The sequence below is a fragment of the Halomonas flagellata genome, assembly GCF_022487945.1.
GTDB classification, from domain to species: Bacteria; Pseudomonadota; Gammaproteobacteria; order Pseudomonadales; family Halomonadaceae; genus Halomonas; species Halomonas flagellata.
This window is the reverse complement of record NZ_JAKVPY010000017.1, coordinates 80,080-105,959: the sequence shown is the minus strand read 5'-3', so window position 1 is coordinate 105,959 and position 25,880 is coordinate 80,080. Positions and strand designations below refer to the sequence as shown.

25 protein-coding genes are annotated in these 25,880 nt (G+C 68.1%); 20 read left to right on the top strand and 5 right to left on the bottom strand.

The window, feature by feature from the left end; genetic code table 11:
* Positions 1–683: 683 nt before the first annotated feature.
* Positions 684–1,883 (bottom strand): tyrosine--tRNA ligase, encoded by a 1,200-nt coding sequence (gene tyrS, locus MKP05_RS14530; protein ID WP_240568983.1) that lies wholly within the window; start codon positions 1,881–1,883, stop codon positions 684–686.
* A gap of 118 nt (positions 1,884–2,001) precedes the next feature.
* Here tyrS and MKP05_RS14525 point away from each other — a divergent pair, with 118 nt between their 5' ends.
* On the top strand, positions 2,002–3,141 hold the full coding sequence (locus MKP05_RS14525; RefSeq protein ID WP_240568981.1) for an anhydro-N-acetylmuramic acid kinase: 1,140 nt from the start codon (positions 2,002–2,004) through the stop codon (positions 3,139–3,141).
* Positions 3,142–3,156: 15 nt separating this feature from the next.
* Here MKP05_RS14525 and MKP05_RS14520 read toward each other — a convergent pair whose 3' ends face one another.
* Positions 3,157–4,299, bottom strand: coding sequence for a PilT/PilU family type 4a pilus ATPase (locus MKP05_RS14520; RefSeq protein ID WP_240568979.1), 1,143 nt, complete (start codon positions 4,297–4,299; stop codon positions 3,157–3,159).
* A gap of 28 nt (positions 4,300–4,327) precedes the next feature.
* Positions 4,328–5,362: a type IV pilus twitching motility protein PilT gene (locus MKP05_RS14515; protein ID WP_240568977.1), complete on the bottom strand. Its 1,035-nt coding sequence runs from the start codon at positions 5,360–5,362 to the stop codon at positions 4,328–4,330.
* A 64-nt stretch (positions 5,363–5,426) separates the two neighbouring features.
* Here MKP05_RS14515 and MKP05_RS14510 point away from each other — a divergent pair, with 64 nt between their 5' ends.
* The 7 genes from MKP05_RS14510 to MKP05_RS14480 all read left to right on the top strand — a co-directional run bounded on the left by MKP05_RS14510 (position 5,427) and on the right by MKP05_RS14480 (position 11,244).
* Positions 5,427–6,134: a YggS family pyridoxal phosphate-dependent enzyme gene (locus MKP05_RS14510; RefSeq protein ID WP_240568990.1), complete on the top strand. Its 708-nt coding sequence runs from the start codon at positions 5,427–5,429 to the stop codon at positions 6,132–6,134.
* Between the two features lie 65 nt (positions 6,135–6,199).
* The gene (proC, locus tag MKP05_RS14505; protein ID WP_240568974.1) at positions 6,200–7,024 is read left to right on the top strand and encodes a pyrroline-5-carboxylate reductase; all 825 of its coding nucleotides are present in this window, start codon (positions 6,200–6,202) and stop codon (positions 7,022–7,024) included.
* Between the two features lie 34 nt (positions 7,025–7,058).
* On the top strand, positions 7,059–7,652 hold the full coding sequence (locus MKP05_RS14500; protein ID WP_110285407.1) for a YggT family protein: 594 nt from the start codon (positions 7,059–7,061) through the stop codon (positions 7,650–7,652).
* Between the two features lie 53 nt (positions 7,653–7,705).
* A complete protein-coding gene (metX, locus tag MKP05_RS14495) occupies positions 7,706–8,863 on the top strand; it encodes a homoserine O-succinyltransferase MetX (RefSeq protein ID WP_240568988.1) in 1,158 nt (385 codons plus the stop codon).
* A complete protein-coding gene (metW, locus tag MKP05_RS14490) occupies positions 8,863–9,462 on the top strand; it encodes a methionine biosynthesis protein MetW (protein WP_110285484.1) in 600 nt (199 codons plus the stop codon). Before metX ends, metW begins: the two co-directional genes overlap by 1 nt.
* A gap of 49 nt (positions 9,463–9,511) precedes the next feature.
* On the top strand, positions 9,512–9,964 hold the full coding sequence (locus MKP05_RS14485; RefSeq protein ID WP_240568972.1) for a DUF4426 domain-containing protein: 453 nt from the start codon (positions 9,512–9,514) through the stop codon (positions 9,962–9,964).
* An 8-nt stretch (positions 9,965–9,972) separates the two neighbouring features.
* A complete protein-coding gene (locus tag MKP05_RS14480) occupies positions 9,973–11,244 on the top strand; it encodes an RNA polymerase sigma factor (RefSeq protein WP_240568970.1) in 1,272 nt (423 codons plus the stop codon).
* A gap of 51 nt (positions 11,245–11,295) precedes the next feature.
* Here the strand turns inward: MKP05_RS14480 and sfsA are convergent, their stop codons facing one another.
* Both sfsA and MKP05_RS14470 read right to left on the bottom strand, forming a co-directional pair.
* Positions 11,296–12,066, bottom strand: a complete 771-nt coding sequence (gene sfsA / locus MKP05_RS14475) for a DNA/RNA nuclease SfsA (protein ID WP_110285411.1) — start codon at positions 12,064–12,066, stop codon at positions 11,296–11,298.
* Positions 12,067–12,071: 5 nt separating this feature from the next.
* Positions 12,072–13,232, bottom strand: coding sequence for a pyridoxal phosphate-dependent aminotransferase (locus MKP05_RS14470; protein WP_110285412.1), 1,161 nt, complete (start codon positions 13,230–13,232; stop codon positions 12,072–12,074).
* A gap of 220 nt (positions 13,233–13,452) precedes the next feature.
* Between MKP05_RS14470 and dksA the strand changes: the two genes are divergently transcribed.
* The 12 genes from dksA (at position 13,453) to MKP05_RS14410 (ending at position 25,741) form a co-directional block, all read left to right on the top strand.
* The gene (gene dksA / locus MKP05_RS14465) at positions 13,453–13,890 is read left to right on the top strand and encodes an RNA polymerase-binding protein DksA (protein ID WP_102629279.1); all 438 of its coding nucleotides are present in this window, start codon (positions 13,453–13,455) and stop codon (positions 13,888–13,890) included.
* A 93-nt stretch (positions 13,891–13,983) separates the two neighbouring features.
* A complete protein-coding gene (gene gluQRS, locus MKP05_RS14460) occupies positions 13,984–14,877 on the top strand; it encodes a tRNA glutamyl-Q(34) synthetase GluQRS (protein ID WP_110285413.1) in 894 nt (297 codons plus the stop codon).
* Between the two features lie 12 nt (positions 14,878–14,889).
* On the top strand, positions 14,890–15,066 hold the full coding sequence (locus tag MKP05_RS14455) for a hypothetical protein (RefSeq protein ID WP_181422133.1): 177 nt from the start codon (positions 14,890–14,892) through the stop codon (positions 15,064–15,066).
* Between the two features lie 36 nt (positions 15,067–15,102).
* A complete protein-coding gene (locus tag MKP05_RS14450) occupies positions 15,103–18,063 on the top strand; it encodes an ATP-binding protein (protein WP_110285414.1) in 2,961 nt (986 codons plus the stop codon).
* Positions 18,041–19,414, top strand: a complete 1,374-nt coding sequence (locus MKP05_RS14445) for a sigma-54-dependent transcriptional regulator (RefSeq protein WP_110285415.1) — start codon at positions 18,041–18,043, stop codon at positions 19,412–19,414. The genes MKP05_RS14450 and MKP05_RS14445 overlap by 23 nt, the downstream gene beginning before the upstream one ends.
* Positions 19,415–19,982: 568 nt before the next feature.
* The gene (locus tag MKP05_RS14440) at positions 19,983–20,219 is read left to right on the top strand and encodes a hypothetical protein (RefSeq protein WP_146218741.1); all 237 of its coding nucleotides are present in this window, start codon (positions 19,983–19,985) and stop codon (positions 20,217–20,219) included.
* Positions 20,220–20,305: 86 nt separating this feature from the next.
* Complete coding sequence (gene pcnB, locus MKP05_RS14435; RefSeq protein WP_110285416.1) at positions 20,306–21,703, top strand: polynucleotide adenylyltransferase PcnB; 1,398 nt, start codon at positions 20,306–20,308, stop codon at positions 21,701–21,703.
* The gene (folK, locus tag MKP05_RS14430; protein WP_110285417.1) at positions 21,700–22,194 is read left to right on the top strand and encodes a 2-amino-4-hydroxy-6-hydroxymethyldihydropteridine diphosphokinase; all 495 of its coding nucleotides are present in this window, start codon (positions 21,700–21,702) and stop codon (positions 22,192–22,194) included. Before pcnB ends, folK begins: the two co-directional genes overlap by 4 nt.
* Positions 22,195–22,309: 115 nt before the next feature.
* Positions 22,310–23,101, top strand: coding sequence for a 3-methyl-2-oxobutanoate hydroxymethyltransferase (panB, locus tag MKP05_RS14425; protein ID WP_240568968.1), 792 nt, complete (start codon positions 22,310–22,312; stop codon positions 23,099–23,101).
* 12 nt (positions 23,102–23,113) lie between these two features.
* A complete protein-coding gene (panC, locus tag MKP05_RS14420; protein ID WP_240568967.1) occupies positions 23,114–23,962 on the top strand; it encodes a pantoate--beta-alanine ligase in 849 nt (282 codons plus the stop codon).
* Positions 23,963–23,996: 34 nt separating this feature from the next.
* Positions 23,997–24,377: an aspartate 1-decarboxylase gene (gene panD, locus MKP05_RS14415; protein ID WP_110285420.1), complete on the top strand. Its 381-nt coding sequence runs from the start codon at positions 23,997–23,999 to the stop codon at positions 24,375–24,377.
* Positions 24,378–24,562: 185 nt separating this feature from the next.
* On the top strand, positions 24,563–25,741 hold the full coding sequence (locus MKP05_RS14410) for an acetyl-CoA C-acetyltransferase (RefSeq protein ID WP_110285421.1): 1,179 nt from the start codon (positions 24,563–24,565) through the stop codon (positions 25,739–25,741).
* The last annotated feature ends 139 nt before the right edge of the window (positions 25,742–25,880 follow it).

Here is a 25,880-nt window from a genome sequence, read left to right as displayed (position 1 = left end):
CAAACGTTCTCAAAAAGACCCGAAGGTCTTTGACGAGTCGCTTGCCTTGATGGTTCTGTGACTGGTCACCGACCCATCGACAAGCGCCCACATGAATTACCTGATCGATTGTTAAAGAGCGGCTCCGGACTCTCGTAAGGAGCGGAGCGTCTCGCTGTTGCTGTGCCGTCTGGCCCAGCGCCCGGCGAGGAAGGCGTATTCTACGTGACCGGCGCTCGCTGTCAAGGCTTCGTGTCACCACCCGACCGGGTGGGAAACCTCGACGCGCCAGCCTCGCTGGTCGCCGATAGAGCCCTCAGCGGGTCTCTGTCACGAGTGGTGCGCATTCTACCGAATCCGCCGCGCCTGTCAAGTGAGAGCTTTTCGAAAGCTACGAAAAACCTCATAAATAACAAACACTTCTACCACTCATCACCGCCTGCAACGTTGCCCGTCGCCGGCAGCGGATGCGTACTTTACGGATTTCCGCGGGCCTCCACAAGGCCTTTTCGAGAAAAACCTCGAGGCTATGATAGGAGACCCGCTAAGGCTGGTGAAAGTTCGCCCACAGGGAGCTGCGGTGGCAAGAGGTTGTGGATAAGCCGCCGTCCACCAGACAGCACAACGCCCGCACAGGGCGGGCGCTGGCAGTGAGGGAGTTGGGAGAGCCAAGGAGCAACTGACTTGTAATCAGTTGCTCTACGTCAGCGCACGGTCACCCGAGCGAAGCGCTTCTTGCCGGCCTGGATGACGTAGCTCTTGCCGCTGTCGAGCATATGGTCGCGCTCGACCACCTCGCCATCCACCTTGACCCGCCCGTTGCCGAGCATGTCCTTGGCCTGGGCACTGTTGTTGGCCAGGCCGGAGCGGTTGAGCACCGCGGCGATGGGTGCCTGGGCACTGCCCGCGAAATCGACCTCGACCTCGGGCAGGTCTTCCGGCAGCTCGCCCTCGGCCAGCAGGTTGCCGGCGGACCGGTGGGCATTGGCCGCGGCTTCCTCACCGTGATAACGACCGATCAGTTCGCGGGCGAGGAGCATCTTGATGTCGCGGGGGTTGGCCCCCTGCTCCGCATCGCGCTTGAGTGCCTCGATTTCCTCGTTGGGCTTGAGCGACAGCAGCTCGAAGTAGCGCCACATCAGGCTGTCGGGCATGGAGACCAGCTTGTTGAACATGGCGCCCGGCGCCTCGTCGACGCCCACATAGTTGCCCAGCGACTTGGACATTTTCTGCACGCCATCGAGACCTTCCAGCAGCGGCATGGTGATCACGACCTGGGGCTCCATGCCGAAGTGCTTCTGGATCTCTCGGCCCATCAGCAGGTTGAACTTCTGGTCGGTGCCGCCGAGCTCCACGTCCGCCTTCAGTGCCACGGAGTCGTAGCCCTGCACCAGCGGGTAGAGGAACTCGTGGATGGAGATGGACTGTCCGGACTGGTAGCGCTTCTCGAAATCGTCGCGCTCGAGCATGCGCGCCACGGTGCTCTGCCCTGCCAGCTCGATCATGTCGGCCGCGCTCATGGCGGAGAACCACTCGGCGTTGAAGCGCACCTCGGTCTTCTCGGGATCGAGGATCTTGAACACCTGCTCCTTGTAGGTCTCGGCGTTGACCCTGACCTCCTCCGCGGTGAGCGGCTTGCGCGTCACGTTCTTGCCGGAGGGATCACCGATACGGCCGGTGAAGTCGCCGATCAGGAAGATCACCTCATGACCGAGCTCCTGGAACTGGCGCATCTTGGTCAACAGCACGCTGTGGCCCAGGTGCAGATCGGGGGCCGTCGGGTCGAAGCCCGCCTTGATGCGCAGCTTGCGCCCGGACTCGAGCTTCTTGACCAGCTCCTCCTCCAGCAGAATCTCCTGGGTGCCTCGTTTCAGAAGCGCCAGCGCGCTCGCCACATCGGTCATCTTCTCCCACTCCACGAAATCACGGTTGATCCCCCTGCGCACAGGGCCCATCGAATGGGGCAGAATGGTAGCATGACTCGGTGGCGTGAGGTTACGCCGCATCGCTCGGGAGAAATGCATGTCACTGTTCATCGGCCTGATGTCCGGCACCAGCCTCGACGGTATCGACGCCGCCCTGGTGGAGATAGCGGAAAACGACGCCGAGGGTCGCCCGCGCCTGGTGGCGACCCACGCCGAGCCGATGCCCGAACCGCTACGCCAACGGCTCTGGCAGCTCTGCCATGCCGACCGGGCGAGCTTCGCCGAGCTGGCCGCCGCCGAGGATGCCTTCTGCCGCCTCCAGGCCGGCACCATCGAGGCACTACTGGCCACCAGCAACACGCCGCGCGAGGCGATCACCGCCGTGGGCAGCCATGGCCAGACCATCGAACATGCCCCCGGAGGCCATGGCGACGGCCCCGCCTACACCCTGCAACTCGACAACCCCAGCCTGCTCGCCGAACTCACCGGCTGCCCGGTGGTGGCCGACTTCCGCCGCCGCGACCTCGCCGCCGGCGGCCAGGCCGCCCCCCTCGCCCCGGCCTTCCACGAGGCGCTGCTGCGCGCCCCGGGCCAGTGGCGACTGGTGCTGAACCTGGGCGGTTTCGCCAACCTGACGCTGCTGCCACCGACAGAGGACCAGCGCGAGCCGCTCGGTTTCGACACCGGCCCGGCCAATGCCCTGCTGGATGCCTGGCATGCCCGCCACCGCGGCGGCCGCTTCGACGAGGGAGGGGAGTGGGCGGCCTCGGGGCGAGTCGATGACGCCCTGCTGGAACGCTTGCTGGCGGAGCCGTTCTTCCACCAGCCGCCGCCTCGCAGCACGGGCCGCGAGCTGTTCCACCTCGATTGGCTGGAACGACGGCTGACGGGGAAGGAAACGCCGCAGGATGTCCAGGCGACCCTGGCCGAGCTGACCGCAACCAGCGTCGCGCTCGGCATCGGGATGGCGCGGGAGCAGCTGGCGGCCCCCACCGCCGCGGCCCTGATCCCCTGCGGCGGTGGTGCCCACAATCCGGACCTGCTGGCCCGCCTGGGCCGCCACCTGCCCGAGACGCCGCTGGTGGCAAGCGCCGACTGGGGCTGGCCTGCCGACTGGCTGGAGGCCGGCGCCTTCGCCTGGCTCGCCGGGCGAAGGCTCCAGGGGCTGTCCGGCAACCTGCCCTCGGTCACCGGAGCCTCGGGCCGCCGGATACTTGGCGGCGTCTACGCCCCCTGACTTCAGCAGAACGCTCTAGAAATCGTCCTCGCTGCGCAGCGACAGGTTCGACGCCGCCTCCCTGGACCGGGAAAGCCCTTCGCTGTTCTGGTCGGCGTACTTGATCATCATGCGCAGATCGTTGGCGGAGTCGGCGTGCACCAGCGCCACCTCCTCGGTGATCTTGCCCGCCCTGAAGAGGTCATAGAGCGCCTGGTCGAAGGTCTGCATGCCCAGATCCCGTGAACGCGCCATGGCATTCTTGATATCGGTCACCGCCCCCTTGCGCACCAGGTCGCCGACAAGCGGCGACTTGAGCAGGATCTCGATGGCCGGGCAACGACCACCGTCCATTGTCGGCAACAGCTGCTGCGCCACGATGGCCTGCAGGTTGAGCGACAGGTCGAGCCAGATCTGCTCGTGCCGCTCGTGGGGAAAGAAGTGGATGATGCGATCCAGCGCCTGGTTGGCATTGTTGGCGTGCAGCGTGGCCAGGCAGAGGTGGCCGGTCTCGGCGAAGGTCAGCGCATGCTCCATGGTCTCCCGGGTGCGCACCTCGCCGATCAGGATCACGTCGGGCGCCTGGCGCAGGGTGTTCTTCAGGGCCACCTCGAAGGAGTCGGTATCGATGCCCACTTCCCGCTGGTTGATGATCGCCTTCTTGTGCGGGTGAACGTACTCGATGGGGTCCTCGACGCTGATGATGTGGCCGCCGATGGTCTCGTTGCGCTGCTGGATCATCGACGCCAGGGTGGTCGACTTGCCGGTGCCGGTACCCCCGACCACGAACACCAGGCCGCGCTTGATGTTGGCCAGCTCGCCCAGCACCGGGGGCAGCGACAGCTCCTCCAGGTGGGGAATCTCGAAGGCGATGCGGCGGATCACCATCGCCAGCTGGTTGCGCTGCTGGAAGGCGCTGACGCGGAAGCGCCCACGCCCCGTGAGACTGAGCGCGAAATTGGCCTCCCGTTCGGTCTGGAAGCGCTCGCGCAGCCCCTCGGGTACCGAGGCATTGACCAGTTCATTGACCTGCTCGGCGCTGAGCACCTGGTCGCCCAGCGGCGTGAGCTGGCCTGCCATCTTCAGGGTCGGTGGGGCATTCACCGAGATCAGCAGATCCGACGCCTCCTGCTGCACCATGATGTCCAGCAGCTGGTGAAGCCACTCTGTTGCCGTCATGTCCCTGCTCCTTGTCGTTGTGTCTTCCTCAGCTCGCCAGCACGCTCTTGGCCTTGGCCTGAGCCTCGTCACGAGCCACCACGTTGTCGGCCACCAGCCTGGACAGCGAGGCGTCCAGGGTCTGCATGCCCAGGTTGCCACCGGTCTGGATCGCCGAGTAGATCTGCGCCACCTTGTCCTCGCGAATCAGGTTGCGCACCGCCGCCGTGGCGATGAGTATCTCGTGGGCCGCCACCCGACCGCCACCCTGGCGCTTGACCAGGGCCTGCGAAACCACCGCCTGCAGCGACTCGGAGAGCATCGAGCGCACCATGGACTTCTCGTCGCCGGGGAAGACGTCGATGATGCGGTCGATGGTCTTGGCCGCCGAGGTGGTGTGCAGGGTGCCGAACACCAGGTGCCCGGTCTCGGCCGCGGTCAATGCCAGGCGAATGGTCTCCAGGTCACGCATCTCCCCGACCAGGATGATGTCCGGGTCCTCGCGCAGGGCGCTGCGCAGGGCCGGGGCAAAGCCATGGGTATCACGGTGCACCTCACGCTGGTTGACCAGGCAGCGCTTGCTGCGATGGACGAATTCCACCGGGTCCTCGATGGTGAGGATATGCTCGTAGCGGTTGTCGTTGATGTAGTCGATCATCGCCGCGAGGGTCGTGCTCTTGCCCGAGCCGGTGGGACCGGTCACCAGCACCAGGCCACGGGGCAACATGGCCAGCCGGCGAAAGACGTCCCCCATTCCAAGGTCATCCAGGGTCAACACTTCCGAGGGAATGGTGCGAAACACCGCCCCGGCCCCGCGCGCCTGGTTGAAGACGTTGACACGAAAGCGCGAGACCCCCGGGACCTCGAAGGAGAAGTCGGTCTCGTAGAACTCCTCGTAGTCGCGACGCTGGCGATCCGCCATGATGTCGTAGATCAGCTTGCGGACCTCCCGGTCCTCCATGGCCGGCACATTGAGCCGGCGGATGTCGCCATCGACGCGTATCATCGGCGGCAGGCCTGCCGACAGATGGAGGTCCGAAGCGTTCTGCTTTGCCGAGAACGCCAGCAATTCGGTAATATCCATGCGTTTCCCCTGCTCCCGGGATAAGGTTCCCTTCAGTTATGACCAGTATGATAGACCTTTCGTGATGAAGGCTTTGGTACTTTCCGAGTCGCTGGCCGCTGCCCGTGCTCGCCTGGCCGAGGCCCTGCAGGCCGCCGGGCGCCCCGTCACGGATGCCCGCCTGCTCGCCGTCAGCAAGACCAGGCCGACGGCGATGATCCGCGAGGCCTGGCATCTCGGCCAGCGCGACTTCGGCGAGAGTTATGTCCAGGAAGCCCTCGACAAGCAGGCCGAGCTGGCGGACCTCGACGACATCGTCTGGCATTTCATCGGGCCGTTGCAATCCAACAAGACGCGAGCCGTGGCCGAGCACTTCGCCTGGGTACACAGCCTAGACCGGGAGAAGATCGCCCGGCGTCTGAACGATCAACGCCCCGAGGGCCTCGGGCCGCTGAACGTCTGCCTGCAGGTCAACATCAGCGATGAGCCCAGCAAGTCCGGCGTCATGCTCGCCGAGCTGCCGGCCCTGGCCGGGGCGGTGCTGGCGATGCCGGCCCTGCGCCTGCGCGGGCTGATGGCGATTCCCGCGCCGGCCGAGGGCCGCGAGGCACAGCGCGAGCCCTTCGCCCGGTTGCGCGAGGCCCTGGCAGCGTTGCAGGAACGCTTTCCGGACGCGCCGCTGGACACCCTGTCGATGGGCATGACCGCCGACCTGGAGGCCGCCGTAGAGGAAGGCGCCACCCTGGTCCGGCTGGGCACCGCCATCTTCGGCGAACGGGCAGCATCACAGTAGCGACAACACGCGTGCCGGTACCGCAAGCCGGCCGAACATTCGTCGACCGACACAGGACAGATCGCATGGCCAGCAGAGTCACCTTCATCGGCGCCGGCAACATGGCCAGCGCCATCATCGGCGGCATGATCGACAACGGCTTCTCGCCCGCCGCCATCACCGCCACCTCGCCCAGCGACGAGATGCTCGCCCCGGTACGCCGCCGACTGGGCATCCACACCGCGACCGACAACGCCGCCGCGACCGACCAGGCCGACGTGGTGGTGCTGGCGGTGAAGCCACAGGTGATGCGCGACGTCTGCGCGGGACTGCGTGACGTGGTCCAGCGCCGCCGTCCGCTGATCGTTTCGGTGGCCGCCGGCCTGCCCGCCGAGACGCTCGAGCACTGGCTGGGCGGCGACCTGGCGGTGGTACGCTGCATGCCCAACACGCCTTCGCTGGTCGGCGCCGGCGCCGCCGGCCTCTTCGCCAATGCCAACGTCAGCGATGCGCAGCGCCAGCTCGCCACCGAGATGCTGGAGGCGGTGGGCCTGGTCGAGTGGGTCGAGCAGGAAGCCCTGCTCGATGCCGTAACCGCGGTTTCCGGCAGTGGCCCCGCCTATTTCTTCCTGATGTTCGAGGCGATGGAGGAAGCCGGCGTATCCCTCGGCCTGCCCGCCGAGACCGCCCGCCGGCTGGCGATACAGACGGCCCTGGGCGCGGCGAAGATGGCCCAGCAGAGCGACAAGCTTCCCGCCGAGCTCAAGCGCAATGTGATGTCCCCCGGCGGCACCACCGAGCGTGCCATCGAGCACCTGGAGAGCGCCGGCCTGCGCCGGACCCTGGGGGAAGCGCTCGAGGCCTGCGCCGCCCGAGCCCGCGAAATGGCCGACGAGCTCGGCAAGCGCTGACCCGGCAAGCTTTCACGAACAAGGAGGAGCCCTGATGGGCAGTCAACTGGGAAGTGCCGGCCTGCTGCTGGTCAACACCCTCATCAATATCTACCTGTTCCTGCTGATGCTGCGCTTCCTGCTGCAGGCATCACGGGCCGACTACTACAATCCCATCAGCCAGTCGGTGGTGAAGATCACCCAGCCGGTGGTGCGTCCCTTCCAGGGCTTCCTCGGGCCGGTGATGAACCGCTTCGACCTGGCCACCCTTGCGGCCGGCTTCGTGATCAAGGCGGTGAGCATCGTGGTCATCCTGCAGGTGGCCGGCTTCGGCATGGCGCCGCTGCTCGGCGTGGCCATCGGGTCGGTCGCGGCGCTGGCCAACGCCATCCTGAAGATCTATTTCTTCGCGCTGATCGTGATGATCATCCTCAGCTGGGTCGCCCCCAATGCCAGCCACCCCGGCGCGCTCCTGGTGATGCAACTGGTGGAGCCGATCATGGCGCCGTTGCGCCGCGTGATCCCGCCGCTGGGCATGATCGACATCTCGCCCATCGTGGCCTTCATCGCCATCAGCATCATCGATGGTATCGTGGTGGGCTCGCTGACCCGTGCGGCCGGCATCTCCGGCGCCCTGGTCGGCCTCTGAGCCAGGTCCCCATGACAACAGGCACCACGCAACGACTGGACACCGAACGACTGATGCCCGAGCTTCCGCGTGACTCGGTCGGCCTGGTGACGCCGCAGACGGCGCACTTCGACGACCCCCTGGCCCTGGCCTGCGGCAAGACGCTGCCGGCCTACGACCTCGTCTATGAAACCTACGGCACGCTCAACGCCGCGCGCTCCAATGCGGTGCTGGTCTGCCACGCCCTCTCCGGTCACCACCATGCCGCGGGCTTCCACGCCCCCGACGAACGCAAGCCGGGCTGGTGGGACGCCCATATCGGCCCCGGCAAGTCCATCGACACCGAGCGCTTCTTCGTGGTCTCGTTGAACAACCTGGGCGGCTGCCACGGCAGCACCGGCCCGAACAGCGAGAACCCCGAGACCGGCCGCCAGTGGGGACCGGACTTCCCGATGATGACGGTGGGTGACTGGGTCCACAGCCAGGCGCGGCTGGCCGACCGGCTCGGCATCGAGCGCTTCGCCGCGGTGATCGGCGGCAGCCTCGGTGGCATGCAGGCGGTCCAGTGGACCCTCTCCTATCCCGAGCGGGTGGCCAATGCAGCGGTGATCGCCGCCACGCCGAAGCTGTCGGCCCAGAACATCGCCTTCAACGAGGTCGCTCGCCAGGCGATCCGCTCCGACCCCGACTATCATGACGGCTGGTATGCCGAGCAGGGCAAGGTGCCCCGACGCGGCCTCAAGCTCGCCCGCATGGTGGGACACATCACCTACCTGTCGGAAGACGCCATGGGCAGCAAGTTCGGCCGCGACCTGCGCACCGACGACCTCAACTTCGGCTACGACGTCGAGTTCCAGGTGGAGTCCTACCTGCGCTACCAGGGGGACACCTTCTCCACCTCCTTCGACGCCAACACCTACCTGCTGATGACCAAGGCGCTGGACTACTTCGACCCGGCCGCGGCCCATGGTGGCGACCTGGCCCGGGCCCTGGCGCCGGCGGCCTGCCCCTTTCTGGTGGTCAGTTTCACCACCGACTGGCGCTTCCCGCCGTCACGCTCGCGGGAGCTGGTCAACGCCCTGATCCGCGCCGGCAAGGCGGTCAGCTACGCCAACATCGACTCCCCCCACGGTCACGACGCCTTCCTGATGCCCGAGCCCCGCTACCAGGCGGTGTTCTCCGCCTTCATGGCCCGCGTGGCCCGGGACCTCGGCCTGGAGGACCACCCATGATGCGTGCCGACTTCAAGCTGATCCATGACTGGGTGCCCGCGGGGGCCCACATCCTCGATCTGGCCTGCGGCGACGGTACCCTGCTGGCGGCCCTGGCCCGGGACAAGAACGTCACCGGCTACGGCCTGGAGATCGACCCGGAGGGCATCACCGCCTGCATCGCCCGGGGCGTCAACGTCATCGAGCAGAACCTCGACGAAGGGCTGGCCAACTTCGAGGACGACGCCTGCGACCTGGTGATCATGACCCAGGCGCTGCAGGCCCTGCGCCGCCCCGACCGCATGCTCGACGAGATGCTGCGGGTAGCGGAAGAGTGCATCATCACCTTCCCCAACTTCGCCTACTGGCGCCACCGGGCCTATCTCGGCCTCAAGGGCTACATGCCGGTCTCGAAGTCGCTGCCCCACGCCTGGTACGACACCCCCAACATCCACCTGTCGACCTTCAACGACTTTGAACAACTCTGCCGCGACAAGGGTCTGATCATCGTCGACCGGGCGGTGGGCATCGGCGACCATGAGGGCCACTGGACCTCACGCTGGTGGCCCAACCTGTTCGGCGAGATCGCCATCTTCCGCGTCACCCGCCGGAGTGATTGACTCGAACAGAGAAAGAACGCAAACCGAAGCGCAAGACCGGGGGCACACCATGATCCAGCGATTCCTGACCGGCCTGGCCCTGGGGTGGCTACTGCTGCTTGCCCTGCCGCTGCAGGCCCAGCAGTTCGAACAGATCGGCGACTACCAGATCCACTACAGTGCGGTGAACACCAGCTTCCTGCCCCGGGAGGTGGCCGAGGAACACCGCATCCAGCGCAACCAGGTGATGGCACTGCTCAATGTCAGCGTGCTCGAGGAGCGGGAGGACGGCACGACCCGGGTGGTGCCGGCCACCGTCAACGGCCGGGTCAGCGAGCTGGGCAGCAGCGACGGCGAGCCGCTCGCCTTCCGTACCCTGCGCAGCGACGACAGCGTGTCGCAGATCGCGGTCTTCCGCATCCACGAGGACGCCCCCATGCGCTTCGACCTCGAGGTGCGTTACGACCGCAACAGTGAGCCCGCGGAAGTCAGCTTCATTCAACGATTCTACATAGACAGGTAACCCTTCGGATGCATGGTCGTCTGCCGGAGAGCCCGGCCCCCCTGACGCAGGCCCTGGACGCTTGCCGCCGCCGGGACCCCGAGGGGTTTCACCGGCTTCGGCAGTTCATCGCTCCCCCGATGCTGGCCACCGCCGACCACTTCCTGGAGGCCCCCCGACAGGCCGAGGATGTCGTGCACGACACCCTCCTGCTGGCCTGGCTCAACGCCGGGCGCTTCGCTGCCGATGAGGACCACCCCGGTTCCTGGCTCTTCACCATCCTCGGCAGCCGGCTGCACAATCAGCTCGAGGCCTTGACCACCGCTACACCCTCGGCCACGCGGAGGATCCCCGCCAGGCTCCAGGGGCAGGCACTCTGGACGCTATCCCGCGACCTGGAGCCGAGGCCACCCAGTCCGTCGCTGAGCGATCGCCTGGGCGACTCCCTGTCGGCTCGGCTGGCGGCCCCGCAGTTGCCGAGGACCCCCACCGGTGAACTGGTGCACCCGCCGCTCTACGATGCCAGGCTTCGCCGGAAGATGCTGACCTCCCGCCTCGCCTACCAGGCCAAGGAGGGCTTCAAGCGCCGCCTGGGCCGGCCCCTGGAAGACTGGCTGTTCCGGCGCTGGCTGGCTCAGCGATCCGGCTGCCATTGGCTGGAAGCCCAGGGGTTGCCGCGGCGCAGTATCGAACACGCCCTGGGCGATCGCCTGGACCTCGAGGTGAACCCCGGGCGACTGGTCCGCAGCCTGAGCTATCCGGATGCCTTTCCCAACCGCGCGGAGCGGCGCAAGGCATCGAACCTGTTCCTGTGGTCCGGAGACTGGGACCTGCCCCGCCATGACCTGGTCGACAGCAGTCGCACCCGCTTCATCCGGGATCTCTGGACCCATCGACTCGACCCGAGCCGCAGCGAGACCTGCCGGCAACTGGAACGGCAGCTGGAACAGGGCCGCCCGCTGCGCTCCCACCACAAGGGGATGCTGCTCGACAGCCGTGAGCGCATCCTCGAGTACCTGCGGCTCTACCTGCTGTACATGGAGAACATGGCCTGTTTCGGCTTCGACATGCACGAGGGAAAGGACAGGCTGGGGGTGACCATCGACCGCCACGGCAGGCTCATCAAGACCAACAAGGGCCTGCATCGGCTGGCGATGGCGCAGGTCCTGGGCCTGGCCGTGGTCACGGTCCGGGTCCGCAGCGTTCATCGTCAATGGTGGGAACGGCACGCCGGTGACGCCAAGGGGCGTGACGCCCTGGAGCGCGTGGCACAGGCCCTGGCGGATTGCGCCCCGGCCTGAACGGATGACATCAACGAGCGATGCGTGGCAACCTCGAGGGAGATCCCCGACTCAGTCGAGGGCAACATCCACCCGGCGCTCGAGCAACACCGGCAGCCGCCGGCCCAGGCGGATCGCCACCGGCACGCCTTCGCGGCGCATGACCTCGCAGCGGTGGGCCAGCACCTCCACCCCACGCCCGGCCACGTCACGCAGCGTCGCCGCATAGGCCGGATCCAGATGAGCCGCCGGGGCCACGTCGGGGATGCCCTCGTGGGCCACGCAGAACAGCAGCACGGCACGCTGGCCCCGAGCGGCGAGCTCGGCCAGCACCTCGAGGTGTTTCCTGCCCCGTTCGCTCACCGCATCGGGGAAATAGCCGTGGCCATCGGTTTCCTTCAGCGTCACCTGCTTGACCTCGACGAAGGCCGAGCCCCGCGCCGGATCATCGAGACGGAAGTCCAGCCGGGCGGCCTTCTCACCGGCCCCGTGCGCCACCTTCACCTCGCGCCTGAGGGCCGAGTAGCCGGCGAGCGCCGGCACCCGCCCCTCGCGCAGCGCCTCCTCGACGATGCGGTTGGCCCGGCCGGTCTGCACCGAGGCCAGCGCCCACGAGTCGTCGGACTGGGGCAGCGCGATCAGCTCCCAGGTCCAGGCCAGCTTGCGCGCCGGGTTGTCGCTGGGCGAGAGCCAGACCCGGCAGCCCGGTACGTTCACCGCCCGCATCGAGCCGGTATTGGGGCAGTGCGCCACCACCTCGCGGCCATCGTCGAGGCGCACGTCGGCGAGAAAGCGCTTGTAGCGGCGCAGCAGGGTACCGGGCACCAGGGCGGGATAGTCCATGCCGTCTAGCCCCTTGCCAGGAAGCGTTCGAGCCGGCTCACCGCCTCCTCCAGGCGCGCGATGCCGGTGGTGAAGGCGATGCGCACGTGATGCTCGCCGCCCGAGAGGGCGAAGTCGATGCCCGGGGTGATGGCGACGTTCTCCTCCTCGAGCAGCCGCTGGCAGAAGGCCTGGCTGTCGTCGCTATAGCGCGAGATGTCGAGCCACAGGTAGAAGGCCCCCTGGGGCGGCAGCGACGGCGCCAGCCCCAGCCGGGCGAGCCCGGCCAGCAGGGCATCGCGGCGGCGCCCCAGCTCGACGCGCCGCGCCTCGAGGATCCCGCGGCACTCGGGGGTGAAGGCGGCCAGGGCCGCATGCTGGGCCGGCGTGGGCGCGGCCAGGAAGACGTTCTGGGCCAGCCGGGTCAGTGGCTCCACCGCGGCCTGGGGCGCCAGCAGCCACCCCAGGCGCCAGCCGGTCATGCCGAAGTACTTGGAGAAGCTGTTGACCACGAAGGCATCCGGCGTCAGAGAAGCCACCGATAGCGACGGCAGATCGAAACAGAGGCCTTGGTAGATCTCGTCCACCAGCAGATGTCCCTCGCGCGCCGCCACCGTGGCGGCCACCCCGGCCAGTTGCTCGGCATCGAGCATATGGCCGGTGGGGTTGGAGGGGCTGGCGAGCATCGCCAGCCGGGTATCGTCGCGCCAGTGACGGGCGACCAGCTCCGCGTCGAGCTGCCAGCCGCTTTCGTCGCCCACCGGCACGGCATCCACCTCGGCCCCGGCCAGGGCCATGAAGTGGCGGTTGCAGGGATAGTTGGGGTCGGCCATCAGCACCCGGTCGCCGGGGCCGACCAGCAGCTGGCTGGCCAGCAGCAGCGCCCCCGACGCCCCCGGGGTGACCAGGATCCGCGCCGGGTCGACCTCGGCGCCGAAGTGCTCGGCGTAGTGGCCGGCGATGGCCTCGCGCAGCGCCGGCAGCCCCGCCGCCGGCGTATAGCGGGTGTGCCCCGCGGCCAGGGCCTCACCACCGGCGGCGACCACCGGTTCGGGGGTGGGGAAGTCAGGCTCGCCCACCTCCAGGTGGATCACATCGTGCCCGGCCGCCTCCCGGGCCTGGGCGGTCTCCAGCAGGCTCATGACCCGGAAGGGGGCGACCCGCGCGACACGCGAATTCCATGGCATGACTGGCTCCTGTACGGATGATCGACTGGACGGGCATTCTTTCGCCTCCGCGCGGTCCAACGGGAATATTGTACCGACTTTCGTGGAACCCGCGCAGGTCGTGCGGCCCGGGGAGTTGCAAAGCCTGCGTTTTTCCGCTAAACAAGCATCCTTTTGGCGTGAGATACCTTGCACCATGGCGGGTATTGATCAGCAGTCACTACAGTAACGAGGCAATCCCATGCCAGTAGCAGAAAAGAAGACGGAAGCGCCGAAGAAATTCACCCCGTACGAGCCGGCGGCGGGTGAAGAGTACATGAACGAACAGCAGCTGGAGCACTTCCGACAGATCCTGCTGGGCTGGAAACAGGAGCTGATGGAAGAGGTGGACCGCACCGTGCGCCACCTGCAGGAAGAGGCCAACAACTACGCCGACCCTGCCGACCGCGCCACCCAGGAGGAGGGGTTCAGCCTGGAGCTGCGCACCCGGGACCGTGAGCGCAAGCTGCTCAAGAAGATCAACGAGACCCTCGAGAAGATCGACGAGGACGACTACGGCTTCTGCGAGGCCTGTGGCGTGGAGATCGGAATCCGCCGCCTCGAGGCGCGCCCCACCGCCACCCTGTGTGTCGACTGCAAGACGCTGGCCGAGCTCAAGGAAAAGCAGCTGGGGGGCTGATCCGGCCATGCCGATCGCCTTGCAACAGCAACGTCGCGACGGGCACCCAGGGGTGCCCGTTTGCATGTCCGAGCGTCACCGGAGGTGGTGCCCATGAGCCGCTACCGCGGCCGCTTCGCCCCGACCCCCTCGGGGCCGCTGCACTTCGGCTCGCTGGTGGCGGCACTGGCGAGCTTTCTCGACGCCCGACGGGCCGGCGGGCAGTGGCTGCTGCGCATCGAGAACATCGACCCGCCGCGTTGCCCGCCGGGCGCGGCCGAGACCATCCTGCACCAGCTCGAGGCCTTCGGCCTGCACTGGGACGGCCCGGTCCACTGGCAGCATGAGCGCGACGCGGCCTATCAGGCGGCGCTGGACACCCTGGTCGACCGGGGCCTGGCCTACCCCTGCAGCTGTTCGCGCAAGCAGTGGCGCGACCATGCCCTCTACCCCGGCTGGTGCCGCGACGGCCCGCGTGAGCCCGGCGGGCCGGTGGCCTGGCGGCTACGCAGCGACCTCGGCCTGCGCCCGATCGCCTGGCAGGACCGGCTGTTCGACGAGCAGCGCTTCGACCCGGCCGCGCTCGGCGATGTGGTGCTCAAGCGCAAGGACGGCCTCTGGGCCTACCAGCTCGCCGTGGCGGTGGACGACGCCGACCAGGGCATCACCGATGTGGTCCGGGGGTTCGACCTGCTCGACAACACTCCCTGGCAGCGCCAGCTGCAGCACGCCCTGGGCCTGCCCCACCCCCGCTATCTGCATCTGCCGCTGATCATGGGCGACGATGGCCAGAAGCTCTCCAAGCAGAACCTGGCCCCGCCACTGCCGCGGGAAGACGACGCGGTTCGCCCGCTGCTGCACCGGGCCCTGACGGCGCTGGACCAGCGACCGCCCGCGGAGCTCGCCACGGCCCCGGTGGCCGACCAGCTCGCCCGGGCCATCAGCGCCTGGGACGCCGGCCGGATCCACCCCCACCCCGAGCGCTCGGCCACCGGGGCCCGCCACTGAGAGGAGAGCCCCATGTATGTCTATCGCCTCATGCTCTTCCTGGTCTTCGGCGGCTACCTGCTCTCGCCACTGCTGATGAGCGGCTGGGCCAGCCCCGGCGTGGCCTGGTACCGTCCCTTCCTCATCTGGGGGGTGCTGATCGCCCTGACGCTGTGGCTGGAGCAGAAGAGGAAGCTCGATGAACGCTAGATGGTTACTGGCGCCCCTGGGCGACGAGGAGCGCCGATGAGCGCCAGCCTGGTCAGCGTACTGGCGCTGGGGACCGGCTACCTGCTGCTGCTGTTCCTCTGTGCCCTGGCGGTGGAGCGCGGCTGGATACCTGCGCGCATCGCTCGCCACCCGGCGGTCTACACCCTGGCGCTGGGGGTCTATGCCAGCGCCTGGGCGATCTACGGCAGTCTGGAGCTGGCCAGCAACGCCGGCTTCGGCTACCTGGCCTACTACCTCGGGGTGGCCGGCGCCTTCCTGCTCGCCCCGGTGCTGCTGGTGCCGATCCAGCGGCTGAGCCGCACCTACCAGCTCTCCTCGCTCGCCGACCTCTTCGCCTTCCGCTTCCGTTCGCGCTGGGTCGGTACCCTGGTCACCCTGGTCAGCCTGCTGGCGGTGATGCCGCTGCTCGCGCTGCAGGTGCAGACCATGGGCGACGCCATCTTCCTGATGACCGGGGCCGCCTCGCCGTCGCTACTGGCGCTGGCCTTCTGCGTGCTGATCGCGCTGTTCACCATCCTCTTCGGGGCCCGCCACACCCGGCTGCACGCCCGCCACGACACCCTGCTCGTGACCATTGCCCTGGAATCGGCGGTCAAGCTCGGCGCCATGCTGGCGCTGGGCGCCTTCGCCCTGTTCGCCGTCTTCGACGGCCCCGCCGACCTCCAGGTCTGGCTCGACGGCCCCGGTCGTGCGGCCCAGGCCGGGGTCGAGCACCTCGACCCCGCCCAGTGGCGCACCCTGCTGCTGCTGTTCTTCGCCGCGGCCTTCCTGATGCCGCACATGTTCCATATCACCTTCGCCGAGACCCTCTCCCGGCGCACCCTGCTCCAGGCCTCCTGGACACTGCCGCTGTTCCTGCTGCTGATGGCACTGCCGGTGCCGCTGATCCTGTGGGCCGCCCAGCGGGTCGGGGCAGAGGCCACGGGGAGCGGGGCGGCCTACCTGGCCTTCGCGCTCTCGGAGTCCTGGTGGGTCGGGGCCCTGGCCTTCATCGCCGGCCTGGCCGCGGCCAGTGGCACCATGATCATCATCTCCCTGGCGCTGTCGGGGATGATCCTCAACCACCTGGTGCTGGTGGCCCATCCACCGATCGACCAGCCCGACCTCTACCACTGGCTGCGCTGGCTGCGTCGGGCACTGATCGGCGCGGTGATCCTCGGCGGTTGGCTCTTCTATCGCACCGTGGGGGTGAATCACGACCTCACCACCCTGGGCCTGGCCGCCTTCATCGGCATGGCCCAGTGCCTGCCGGGCATGCTGGCGCTGCTCTACTGGCCGGGCGCCAACCGCAAGGGCATGGTGTCGGGCCTCGCCGCCGGCACCCTGATCTGGCTGGCCGGCCTGTGGCCGCCGCTGCTCACCGACCTGCCGGCCCTGGTGGTGCTGCCCCCGGGACTCGAGATGCTCGCCGGCGAGCCGGAGTGGTACATCGTGACCCTGGTGTCGCTTGCCACCAACATCCTCATCCTGATCCTGGTCTCGCTGGCCACCCGCACCTCCCCGGGGGAGCGGGCCGCCGCCGAGGCCTGCTCGGTGGACGCGGTGATCCGCCCCAAGCGCCTGCCGCTGGAGGCCGCCAACGGCGAGGAGTTCAAGCACCACCTGGCCCGGGCGCTGGGTGACGATGTCGCCTCGCGCGAGGTCGACCGCGCCCTGGCCGCCCTGCACCTCTCGCCGCTGGAGAGTCGCCCCTACGCGCTGCGTCGCCTGCGCGACCGCATCCAGGCCAACCTGTCCGGCCTGATGGGTCCGTCGGTGGCCCAGGACATCGTCGACCGCTACCTGCCCTACCGTCAGGATGGTGGCGACGCCACCGAGGACATCCACTTCGTCGAGAGTCGCCTGGAGGCCTACCGCACCCGCCTGACCGGCCTGGCCCGGGAGCTCGACGGCCTGCGCCGCTACCACCGCCGCACTCTGACCCGTCTGCCCGTGGGGCTCTGCGCCTTCGGCGACGACGGTGAGCTGCTGATGTGGAACGACGCCCTCTCCGCCCTCACCGGCATTCCCGGCGAGAGCGTGGTCGGCGCGCGGCGCGACAGCCTGCCGGCCCCCTGGGGCGAACTGCTCGGCCGCATCCTCGCCGAGCCCCACAGCCACCTCTACAAGCAGCCGGTGGAACTCGAGGGCGGGCTGCGCTACCTGACCCTGCACAAGGCCGAGCTGCACGAGGACCGGCACGAGCCCGGTGGCAAGGTGATCCTGATCGAGGACCACAGCGAGATGAAGTGGCTGGAGGACGAGCTGGTGCATGCCGCCAGGCTGGCCTCGATCGGCCAGCTGGCCGCCGGGGTGGCCCACGAGATCGGCAACCCCATCACCGGCATCTCCTCGCTGGCCCAGAACCTGCGCTACGACACCGATGACCCCCGGCTGCTCGAGACCGCCGGGCAGATCCAGCAGCTCACCGACCGGGTCTCGCGTATCGTCTCCTCGCTGGTCGGCTTCGCCCATGGCGGCCGCCATGTGGCGGGACAGGCCTTCGCCCCGGTGTCGATGGCCGCCGTCACCGACGAGGCGCTGCACTTGATCCACCTGGCCCGCTCGGGGGAGGATGTGGACTACCACAACCTCTGCCCCCCCGACCTGGAGGTCCAGGGTGACGCCCAGCGGCTGCTGCAGGTGATGATCAACCTGCTCGGCAACGCACGCGACGCCAGCGAGCCGGGCGGCCGGGTGGTCGTCGATGCCGCCCCGGAAGGGGAGTGGCTGCTGGTCACCGTGACCGACGAGGGACACGGCATCGACGAGCGCGTCCGCGACCACTTGTTCGAGCCGTTCACCACCACCAAGCCACCCGGTGAAGGTACGGGGCTCGGCCTGCCACTGGTCTACAGCATCATCGCCGAGCATCGCGGGCAGATCGATATCGACTCCCCGCCGCCCGGGCAGCCACGCGGCACCCGCATCAGCCTCTGGCTGCCCCTCAACCGACAGGATGGTGAAAGCCCCGATGAGCCGGATTCTGATCGTTGAAGACGAAGCCATCATCCGCACCGCCCTCCGGCGGCTGCTGGAGCGCCACGACTACCGGGTCAGCGAGGCCGGCTCGGTGGCCGAGGCCCTCGAGCTCGACCCCCAGTGCTTCGACCTGGTGATCAGTGACCTGCGCCTGCCCGGCGAGCCCGGCACCGAGCTGATCAGTCGTGCCGCGCCCATTCCGGTGCTGATCATGACCAGCTACGCCAGCATGCGCTCGGCGGTGGAGGCCCTGAAGCTCGGCGCGGTGGACTATGTGGCCAAGCCATTCGACCACGACGAGCTGCTCGAGACCGTGGCAAGGGCGCTGCACCAGCAGGCCACCCGAAGCGCCGAGCCCCCCGACATCACCGAACCGGACGGTCATGCCCAGCAGATGATCGGCAACTGCGCCGCCATGCAGGTGGTCTACACTCGCATCCGCAAGACTGCACCCGCCGACGTCACGGTGCTGATCCAGGGCGAGTCGGGCACCGGCAAGGAGCTGGTGGCCCGTGCCATCCATCAGCAGAGCAGGCGCGCTACGGCACCGCTGATCTGCGTGAACTGCGCGGCGATTCCCGAGACGCTGATCGAGTCCGAGCTGTTCGGCCACGAGAAGGGCGCCTTCACCGGCGCCAGCGCCGCCCGCACCGGCCTGGTGGAGGCCGCCGACGGCGGCACCCTGTTCCTCGACGAGATCGGCGAACTGCCGCTGGATGCCCAGGCACGCCTGCTACGCGTGCTGCAGGAGGGCGAGATCCGCAAGATCGGCTCGGTGGAAACCCGCCACGTCGACGTGCGCCTGATCGCCGCCACCCACCGTGACCTGCGTGCCCTGTCGCGCACCGGTGAATTCCGCCTCGACCTCTACTACCGCCTCAACGTGATGCAGATCGACCTGCCGCCACTGCGCGAGCGCGACGACGACATCCTCGAGATCGCCGACATCCTGCTCGACAAGGCCTGCCACCGCCACGATCGCGAGGGGCTGCGGCTCTCCCGGGCCGCCCGGCGGACCATCCACGACTACCCCTGGCCCGGCAACGTGCGCGAACTGGAGAACGCCCTGGAGCGTGGCGTCATCCTCGCCGAGGGCCACCTGATCCACCCCGATGACCTGGGGCTGTCGGCGCCCCCGCGGCCGGTGGTCGCCGTTCCCCCCAGCAGCGGCGCCGATGCGCCGGGCGATGCCGAGGAGGACCTCTCGCTGGAGGACTACTTCCAGCATTTCGTGCTCGAACACCAGGACCAGATGAGCGAGACCGAGCTCGCCCAGAAGCTCGGCATCAGCCGCAAGTGTCTGTGGGAACGTCGCCAGCGACTCGGCATCCCGCGCAAGAAGAGCCCCAAGCGCAGCACCGGATGAGCCGGGCACGGCCCTCCCCCATGCCCTGCCCCGACGCCTTAGACCAAGGTTCTAGTGCCCGCGGCCGACACCGCGGGCGCTTTTTTTCCGCCTCGCGACCCGTTTCTGCACCACTTGTTACCTTCCCACCCAGGAAGCGCCCCATGAAGGGGCCAATCCGGTAACACTCCCGCCACCCATCGATGCCGCCGACTGGCATGCCATCAGTAAGCTAATGATTTTAAATGGGTAAAAATGACATGGCATGCGGTCTGCTACTCTATAGGGCAAGAAAAACAAATCCGGATGTCACCCACTGCCAACAACAACAACAGGGCAGAGACGCGGTGACGGGCCTGACCCGCCAACAAGAACAACACCCTCGGGCCAGAGACGCTGCAGACGCGACGACCAACAACAAGCACAACTGTGGACTCGCGCGAGCCCTTCGGGCCAACAAGAACAACGAGCTCGAAGCACCGGAGCCATCAGGACGCGACGCACCAGCCTACGGCCGCCAACAAGAACAAGGGCCGTCAAGGTGCACTCCCGGCAACAACAGCAACAAGTCGGGAGGAGGCATATCTCCATGCCGTCGTGGTTGGATTATTGTTTTGAATACGAGGTGGTCGCCCTCAGGAGCGTCAACAAGGACAACAACACTGCTTGCCTGAAATTCTCCTTGGTGACTGTGGTGCGTATTCAAGGCGATGCGCCATCACGAAAAAGAACCAGCAGCACGGATGCTGCCATTTTGCTTGACGGGGGAGGCCAGATGGCCTCCCCTTTCTGCTTTCTCCGCGCCACCCTCCCGCGCCATCCGTGAGCCCTGGTCCGCACGATGCTTTGCAAGGTGTCGGGGGTCGGCTACACTCAACGCTTTTCGTCCCCCCCGCGAGTCGATATCGCCGCATGTTCAAAGGATTTACCCGCTTTCTGCAGAGCCCTGGCGAGCACCTGAAATCGCTGCTCGGCCCTCAGGATGCGCCCGGCGGCAGCACCGGGCTACGCATCATTCCCCGCCAGGAGCACCCGGTATCGCGCCAGCACTTCAGCGATGCGGCGCTCAAGGTCCTCTATCGCCTCCACAACGCCGGCTTCGAGGCCTACCTGGTGGGCGGCTGCATCCGCGATTCGCTGCTCGGACGCATGCCCAAGGACTTCGATGTGGCGACCGACGCCACCCCGGAGCAGGTCAAGGACCTGTTTCGCAACTCGCGGATCATCGGCCGACGCTTCCGCATCGTGCACGTGCGTTTCGGGCGCGAGGTGATCGAGGTCACCACCTTCCGCGGCAAGCCGGGAGACGATCACGGCGACCACATCGCCCAGCAGTCCGACGAAGGCCTGCTGCTGCGCGACAATGTCTGGGGCAACATCCAGGAAGACGCCCTGCGCCGCGACTTCACCGTCAACGCCCTCTACTACAGCATCGCCGACTTCTCGATCCATGACTTCGCCGACGGCGTGCGCGACATCGAGGCACGCACCCTGCGCCTGATCGGCGACCCGGCCACCCGCTACCGCGAGGACCCGGTGCGCATGCTGCGTGCAGTGCGCTTCGCCGCCAAGCTCGAGTTCCGGCTGGACCCGGCCACCGAGGCGCCGATCCGCGAACACGCCGAGCTGCTGCTGCAGATTCCGCCTGCCCGGCTGTTCGACGAGATACTCAAGCTGTTCATGGCCGGCCATGGCGTCGACACCTTCCAGCTGCTGCGCCACTACGGCCTGTTCGCCATGCTCTTCCCCGAGGCCGACGAGGCCATGGCCGAGCTGCCCTGGGCCGAGCGGCTGGTCGAGCTGGCACTGGAGAGCACCGACCGCCGTATCGCCGAGGAACGCCCGGTCACGCCGGCCTTCCTGTTCGCCGCCCTGCTCTGGGGGCCGGTCCAGCTCCGCCAGGCGGCCCTGGAAGCCGACGACATGCCGCCGATCCCGGCACTGCAGGCCGCCTCCCAGCAGGTGGTGTCGCACCAGCTCCAGCATATCTCGATCCCCAAGCGCTTCAGCCTGCCGATGCGCGACATCTGGGATCTGCAACAGCGCCTGCCGCTGCGCCGCGGCCGCCGCGTCTACCAGACCCGCGAACACCCCCGCTTCCGTGCCGCCTACGACCTGCTGCTGCTGCGCGAGGCCGCCGGCGAGCTCGAACCGGACCTCGGCGACTGGTGGACCGCCTTCCAGCAGGCCGACGAGCACGAGCAGCGCCGCCTGCTGGGCAAGGTCGGGGCCGACCCCGCCGGCAGCGGCGTGCCCCGCAAGCGCCGCCGGCGGCGGCGCAAGCCCCGGGGGCCCTCGGGCGAGACATGAGCGACCATCACGCCTGGATCGGCCTGGGCAGCAACCTGGGCGACCCACGCCGTCAGGTCGAGCGTGCCCTGGAGGCCCTCGACCGGCTACCGCTGACCCGGCGGGCCGCCACCTCGCGGCTCTATGCCAGTCGCCCGCTCGGCCCCCAGGACCAACCCGATTTCATCAATGCCGTGGCACTCCTCGAGACCCGCTTGTCGCCCCTGGCCCTGCTCGACCAGCTGCAGGCCCTGGAACAGCGCCACCGCCGGGTCCGCCAGCGCCGCTGGGGGCCCCGCACCCTGGACCTCGATCTGTTACTCTTCGATGATCGGCGCCTGGCGCTGCCGCGCCTGACGGTGCCCCACCCCGAGATGACGCACCGCGCCTTCGTGATGGTGCCGCTGGCAGAGCTGGCCCCCTCGCTGCGACTGCCCGATGGACGACGGGTCAGCGAGCTGGCCCGGGCGCTGGACGATGGCAACCTGCGCCCGGTGTTACCCACCACCTGACACCACCTCCCAGGTGTTACCTATCGACACCTCGAGGCGGATCGGGTAACAATCACGGGTTACATACGCGACCGGTCCCGAGCAGGCCACTCCGACGACAACATGAGAGCACGCCATGAAAACCGTCTCCCTGAGCACGCTGCAGGCCTTCAAGCGCGCCGGTGAGCCCATCAGCTGCCTGACCGCCTATGATGCCTCCTTCGCCCGCGCCGCCGGCGAGGCCGGTATCGAGGTCCTGCTGGTGGGCGACTCCCTGGGCATGGTCCTGCAGGGACATGCCAGTACCCTGCCGGTGACCCTCGCCGATATCTGCTACCACACCCACTGTGTGGTGCGCGGCAAGGGAGCGAGCCTGCTGATGGTCGACCTGCCGTTCATGAGCAACTCGACCCCCGAGCGCCTGCTGCAGGATGCCGGCGAGCTGATGCGCGCCGGTGCCGAACTGGTCAAGGTCGAGGGCGAGGCCTGGATGGCCGACGGCATCCGCGAGCTCACCCGCCGCGGCGTGCCGGTCTGCGCCCATCTGGGCCTGACGCCCCAGTCGGTCTACCAGCTCGGCGGCTACAAGGTGCAGGGCCGGGAGACCGAGCACGCCGCCCGCATCCTCGAGGATGCCCGCACCCTGGTGGAGGCCGGTGCCTCGGCGATCCTGCTGGAGTGCGTGCCGGCGAGCCTCGGGCGCGCGGTGAGCGAGGCCCTCGAGGTGCCGGTCATCGGCATCGGCGCCGGCCCCGACACCGACGGCCAGATCCTGGTGATGCACGACGTGCTGGGCGTGACCCACGGCCGTACCCCGCGCTTCGTCAAGAACTTCATGGCGGAGGCCGACGACATCCCGGGCGCCCTCCGCCGCTACCACGAGGACGTCAAGGCCCGGCGCTTCCCGGCCGAGGAACACTGCTTCTAGGAGCCCGCTGTGATGCGTACCCTGCGTGAGATTGCCGCCCTGCGCGAGACCCTCGACGACTGCCGTCGACGTGGCCAGCGCATCGCCCTGGTGCCCACCATGGGCAACCTGCACGCCGGCCACCTGGCACTGGTCGAGAGCGCCCGCCGCCACGCCGACGTGGTGGTGGCGACCATCTTCGTCAATCCGATGCAGTTCGGCCCGAACGAAGACCTGGCCGCCTACCCCCGGACCCTCGCCGAGGACCAGCAGAAGCTCGAGGGCGCCGGCTGTGACCTGCTGTTCGCCCCGGCGACCGCCAGCGTCTACCCCCGCGGGCACGAGGCCCAGACCCGGGTCAGCGTGCCCGGGATCAGCCAGGGCCTGTGCGGTGGCTCGCGACCGGGGCACTTCGACGGCGTCGCCACCATCGTCAGCATGCTCTTCAACCTGGTACAGCCCCAGGTGGCCTGCTTCGGCGAGAAGGACTACCAGCAGCTGGCGGTGATCCGCCAGCTGGTGGCCGACCTGCACTTCCCCGTCGAGATCGTCGGCGTGCCCATCGTGCGCGCCGATGACGGCCTGGCGCTGTCGTCGCGCAATGGCTATCTCGACCCCGGCCAGCGCGCCACCGCCCCGCGGCTCTACCAGACCCTGGGCGAGCTGCGCCAGGCGCTGGAGGCGGGGGCGCCGGTCGACACCACCCTGGAAACGGGCCTGGCCCGGCTGCGCGAAGCCGGCTTTGGCCCCGACTACCTGGAACTTCGCGCACCCGACCTGGGCCCGGTCACCATGGCGACCCGCGAGGCCGTGCTGCTCGCCGCCGCCCGACTCGGCCCGACCCGACTGATCGACAACCTGACCCTGACCCTGCCGCGCTGAGTCCGCGGCACTGGCAAGAGAGGATCCCCTGCCCATGCTGACCATCATGCTCAAGGCCAAGCTGCACATGGCCCGTGTCACCCACGCCGTCCTCAACTACGAGGGTTCCTGTGCCATCGACGGCGACCTGCTGGACATGTCCGGCATCCGCGAGAACGAACAGGTCCAGATCTACAATGTCGAGAACGGGCAGCGCTTCACCACCTATGCGATCCGTGCCGAGGAGGGCTCCAGGGTCATCTCGGTGAACGGCGCCGCGGCCCACCTCGCCGGCGTCGGCGACCGGGTGATCATCTGCAGCTATGCCCACTACAGCGAGGCCGAGCTGGATGCCCACCAGCCGGCTCTCGTCTATCTGCAGCAAGGCAATGCCGTCAGCCATACCAGCAATGCCATCCCCGTCCAGCTGGCCTGAGCCCGGTGGCGGCACCCGCCGGTGCCGCCACCGCCACGCCTCCTGCACGGCACGGCACGTCCCCGCTATACTGAGTGATCCAGACCGACTGAGCGCTTCAGCCGATTTGGGCATTGCCGCAGCGCACAAGCGTCCCCTATGCTGAGGGGACAACCGCCCCCGACAGACCTCAGGAGTAACTCCTTATGCAAGAAGTGGTGATCGTTGCCGCACGCCGCACCGCCGTCGGTACCTTCGGTGGCTCCCTGGCCGGCATTCCCGCCAGTGACCTCGGAGCCCTGGTGATCAAGGACATCATCGCCAGCACCGGTGTCGCCGCCGACCAGGTCGATGAAGTGCTGCTCGGCCAGGTGCTGACCGCCGGCGTCGGCCAGAACCCCGCTCGACAGGCCGCCATCAAGGCCGGCCTGCCCGATGCCGTACCCGCCATGACCATCAACAAGGTCTGCGGCTCGGGCCTCAAGGCCCTGCACCTGGCCACCCAGGCGATCCGCTGTGGTGACGCCGAACTGATCATCGCCGGCGGCCAGGAGAACATGTCCGCCTCGCCGCACGTGCTGCCCAACTCCCGCAACGGCCAGCGCATGGGCGACTGGAAGGCCATCGACTCCATGGTCCACGACGGCCTGTGGGACGCCTTCAACAACTTCCACATGGGCATCACCGCCGAGAACCTGGCGGAGAAGTACGGCATCACCCGCGAGGAGATGGACGAGTTCGCCGCCGCCTCCCAGCAGAAGGCCGCCGCCGCCATCGAGGGCGGCAAGTTCCAGAGCCAGATCGTCCCGGTGGAGATTCCCCAGCGCAAGGGCGACCCCATCGTCTTCGATACCGATGAAGGCCCGCGCGGCGGTACCACGGCCGAGAAGCTCGCCGGCATGCGCCCCGCCTTCAAGAAGGACGGCACCATCACCGCCGGCAACGCCTCCTCCATCAACGACGGCGCCGCCGTGGTGATGCTCTGCTCCGCCGAGAAGGCCAAGGCGCTGGGCCTCGAGCCGCTGGCCCGCATCGCCGCCTACTCCAACGCCGGCGTCGACCCGGCGATCATGGGCATCGGCCCGGCCCCGGCCACCCGTCGCTGCCTGGAGAAGGCCGGCTGGAGCCTGGACGACCTGGACCTGGTCGAGGCCAACGAGGCCTTCGCCGCCCAGGCCCTCTCCGTCAACAAGGAGCTCGGCTGGGACACTGACAAGATCAACGTCAACGGCGGCGCCATCGCGCTCGGCCACCCCATCGGCGCCTCCGGCTGCCGCATCCTGGTGACCCTGGTGCACGAGATGATCGCCCGCGATGCCAAGAAGGGCCTGGCGACCCTGTGCATCGGCGGTGGACAGGGCGTCGCGCTGGCGATCGAACGGTAAGCACGCACCACAACACGAGCGGCCCCGGGGACAGGTCGAAGCGGAGGTCCGATGCCATGGATGGCATCGGTAGCGCCCAGGGAAGGGTTCACAGCGCCTCCGCGCAGGCCTGTCGCCGGGAAAGCCGCGCCACCCCAAA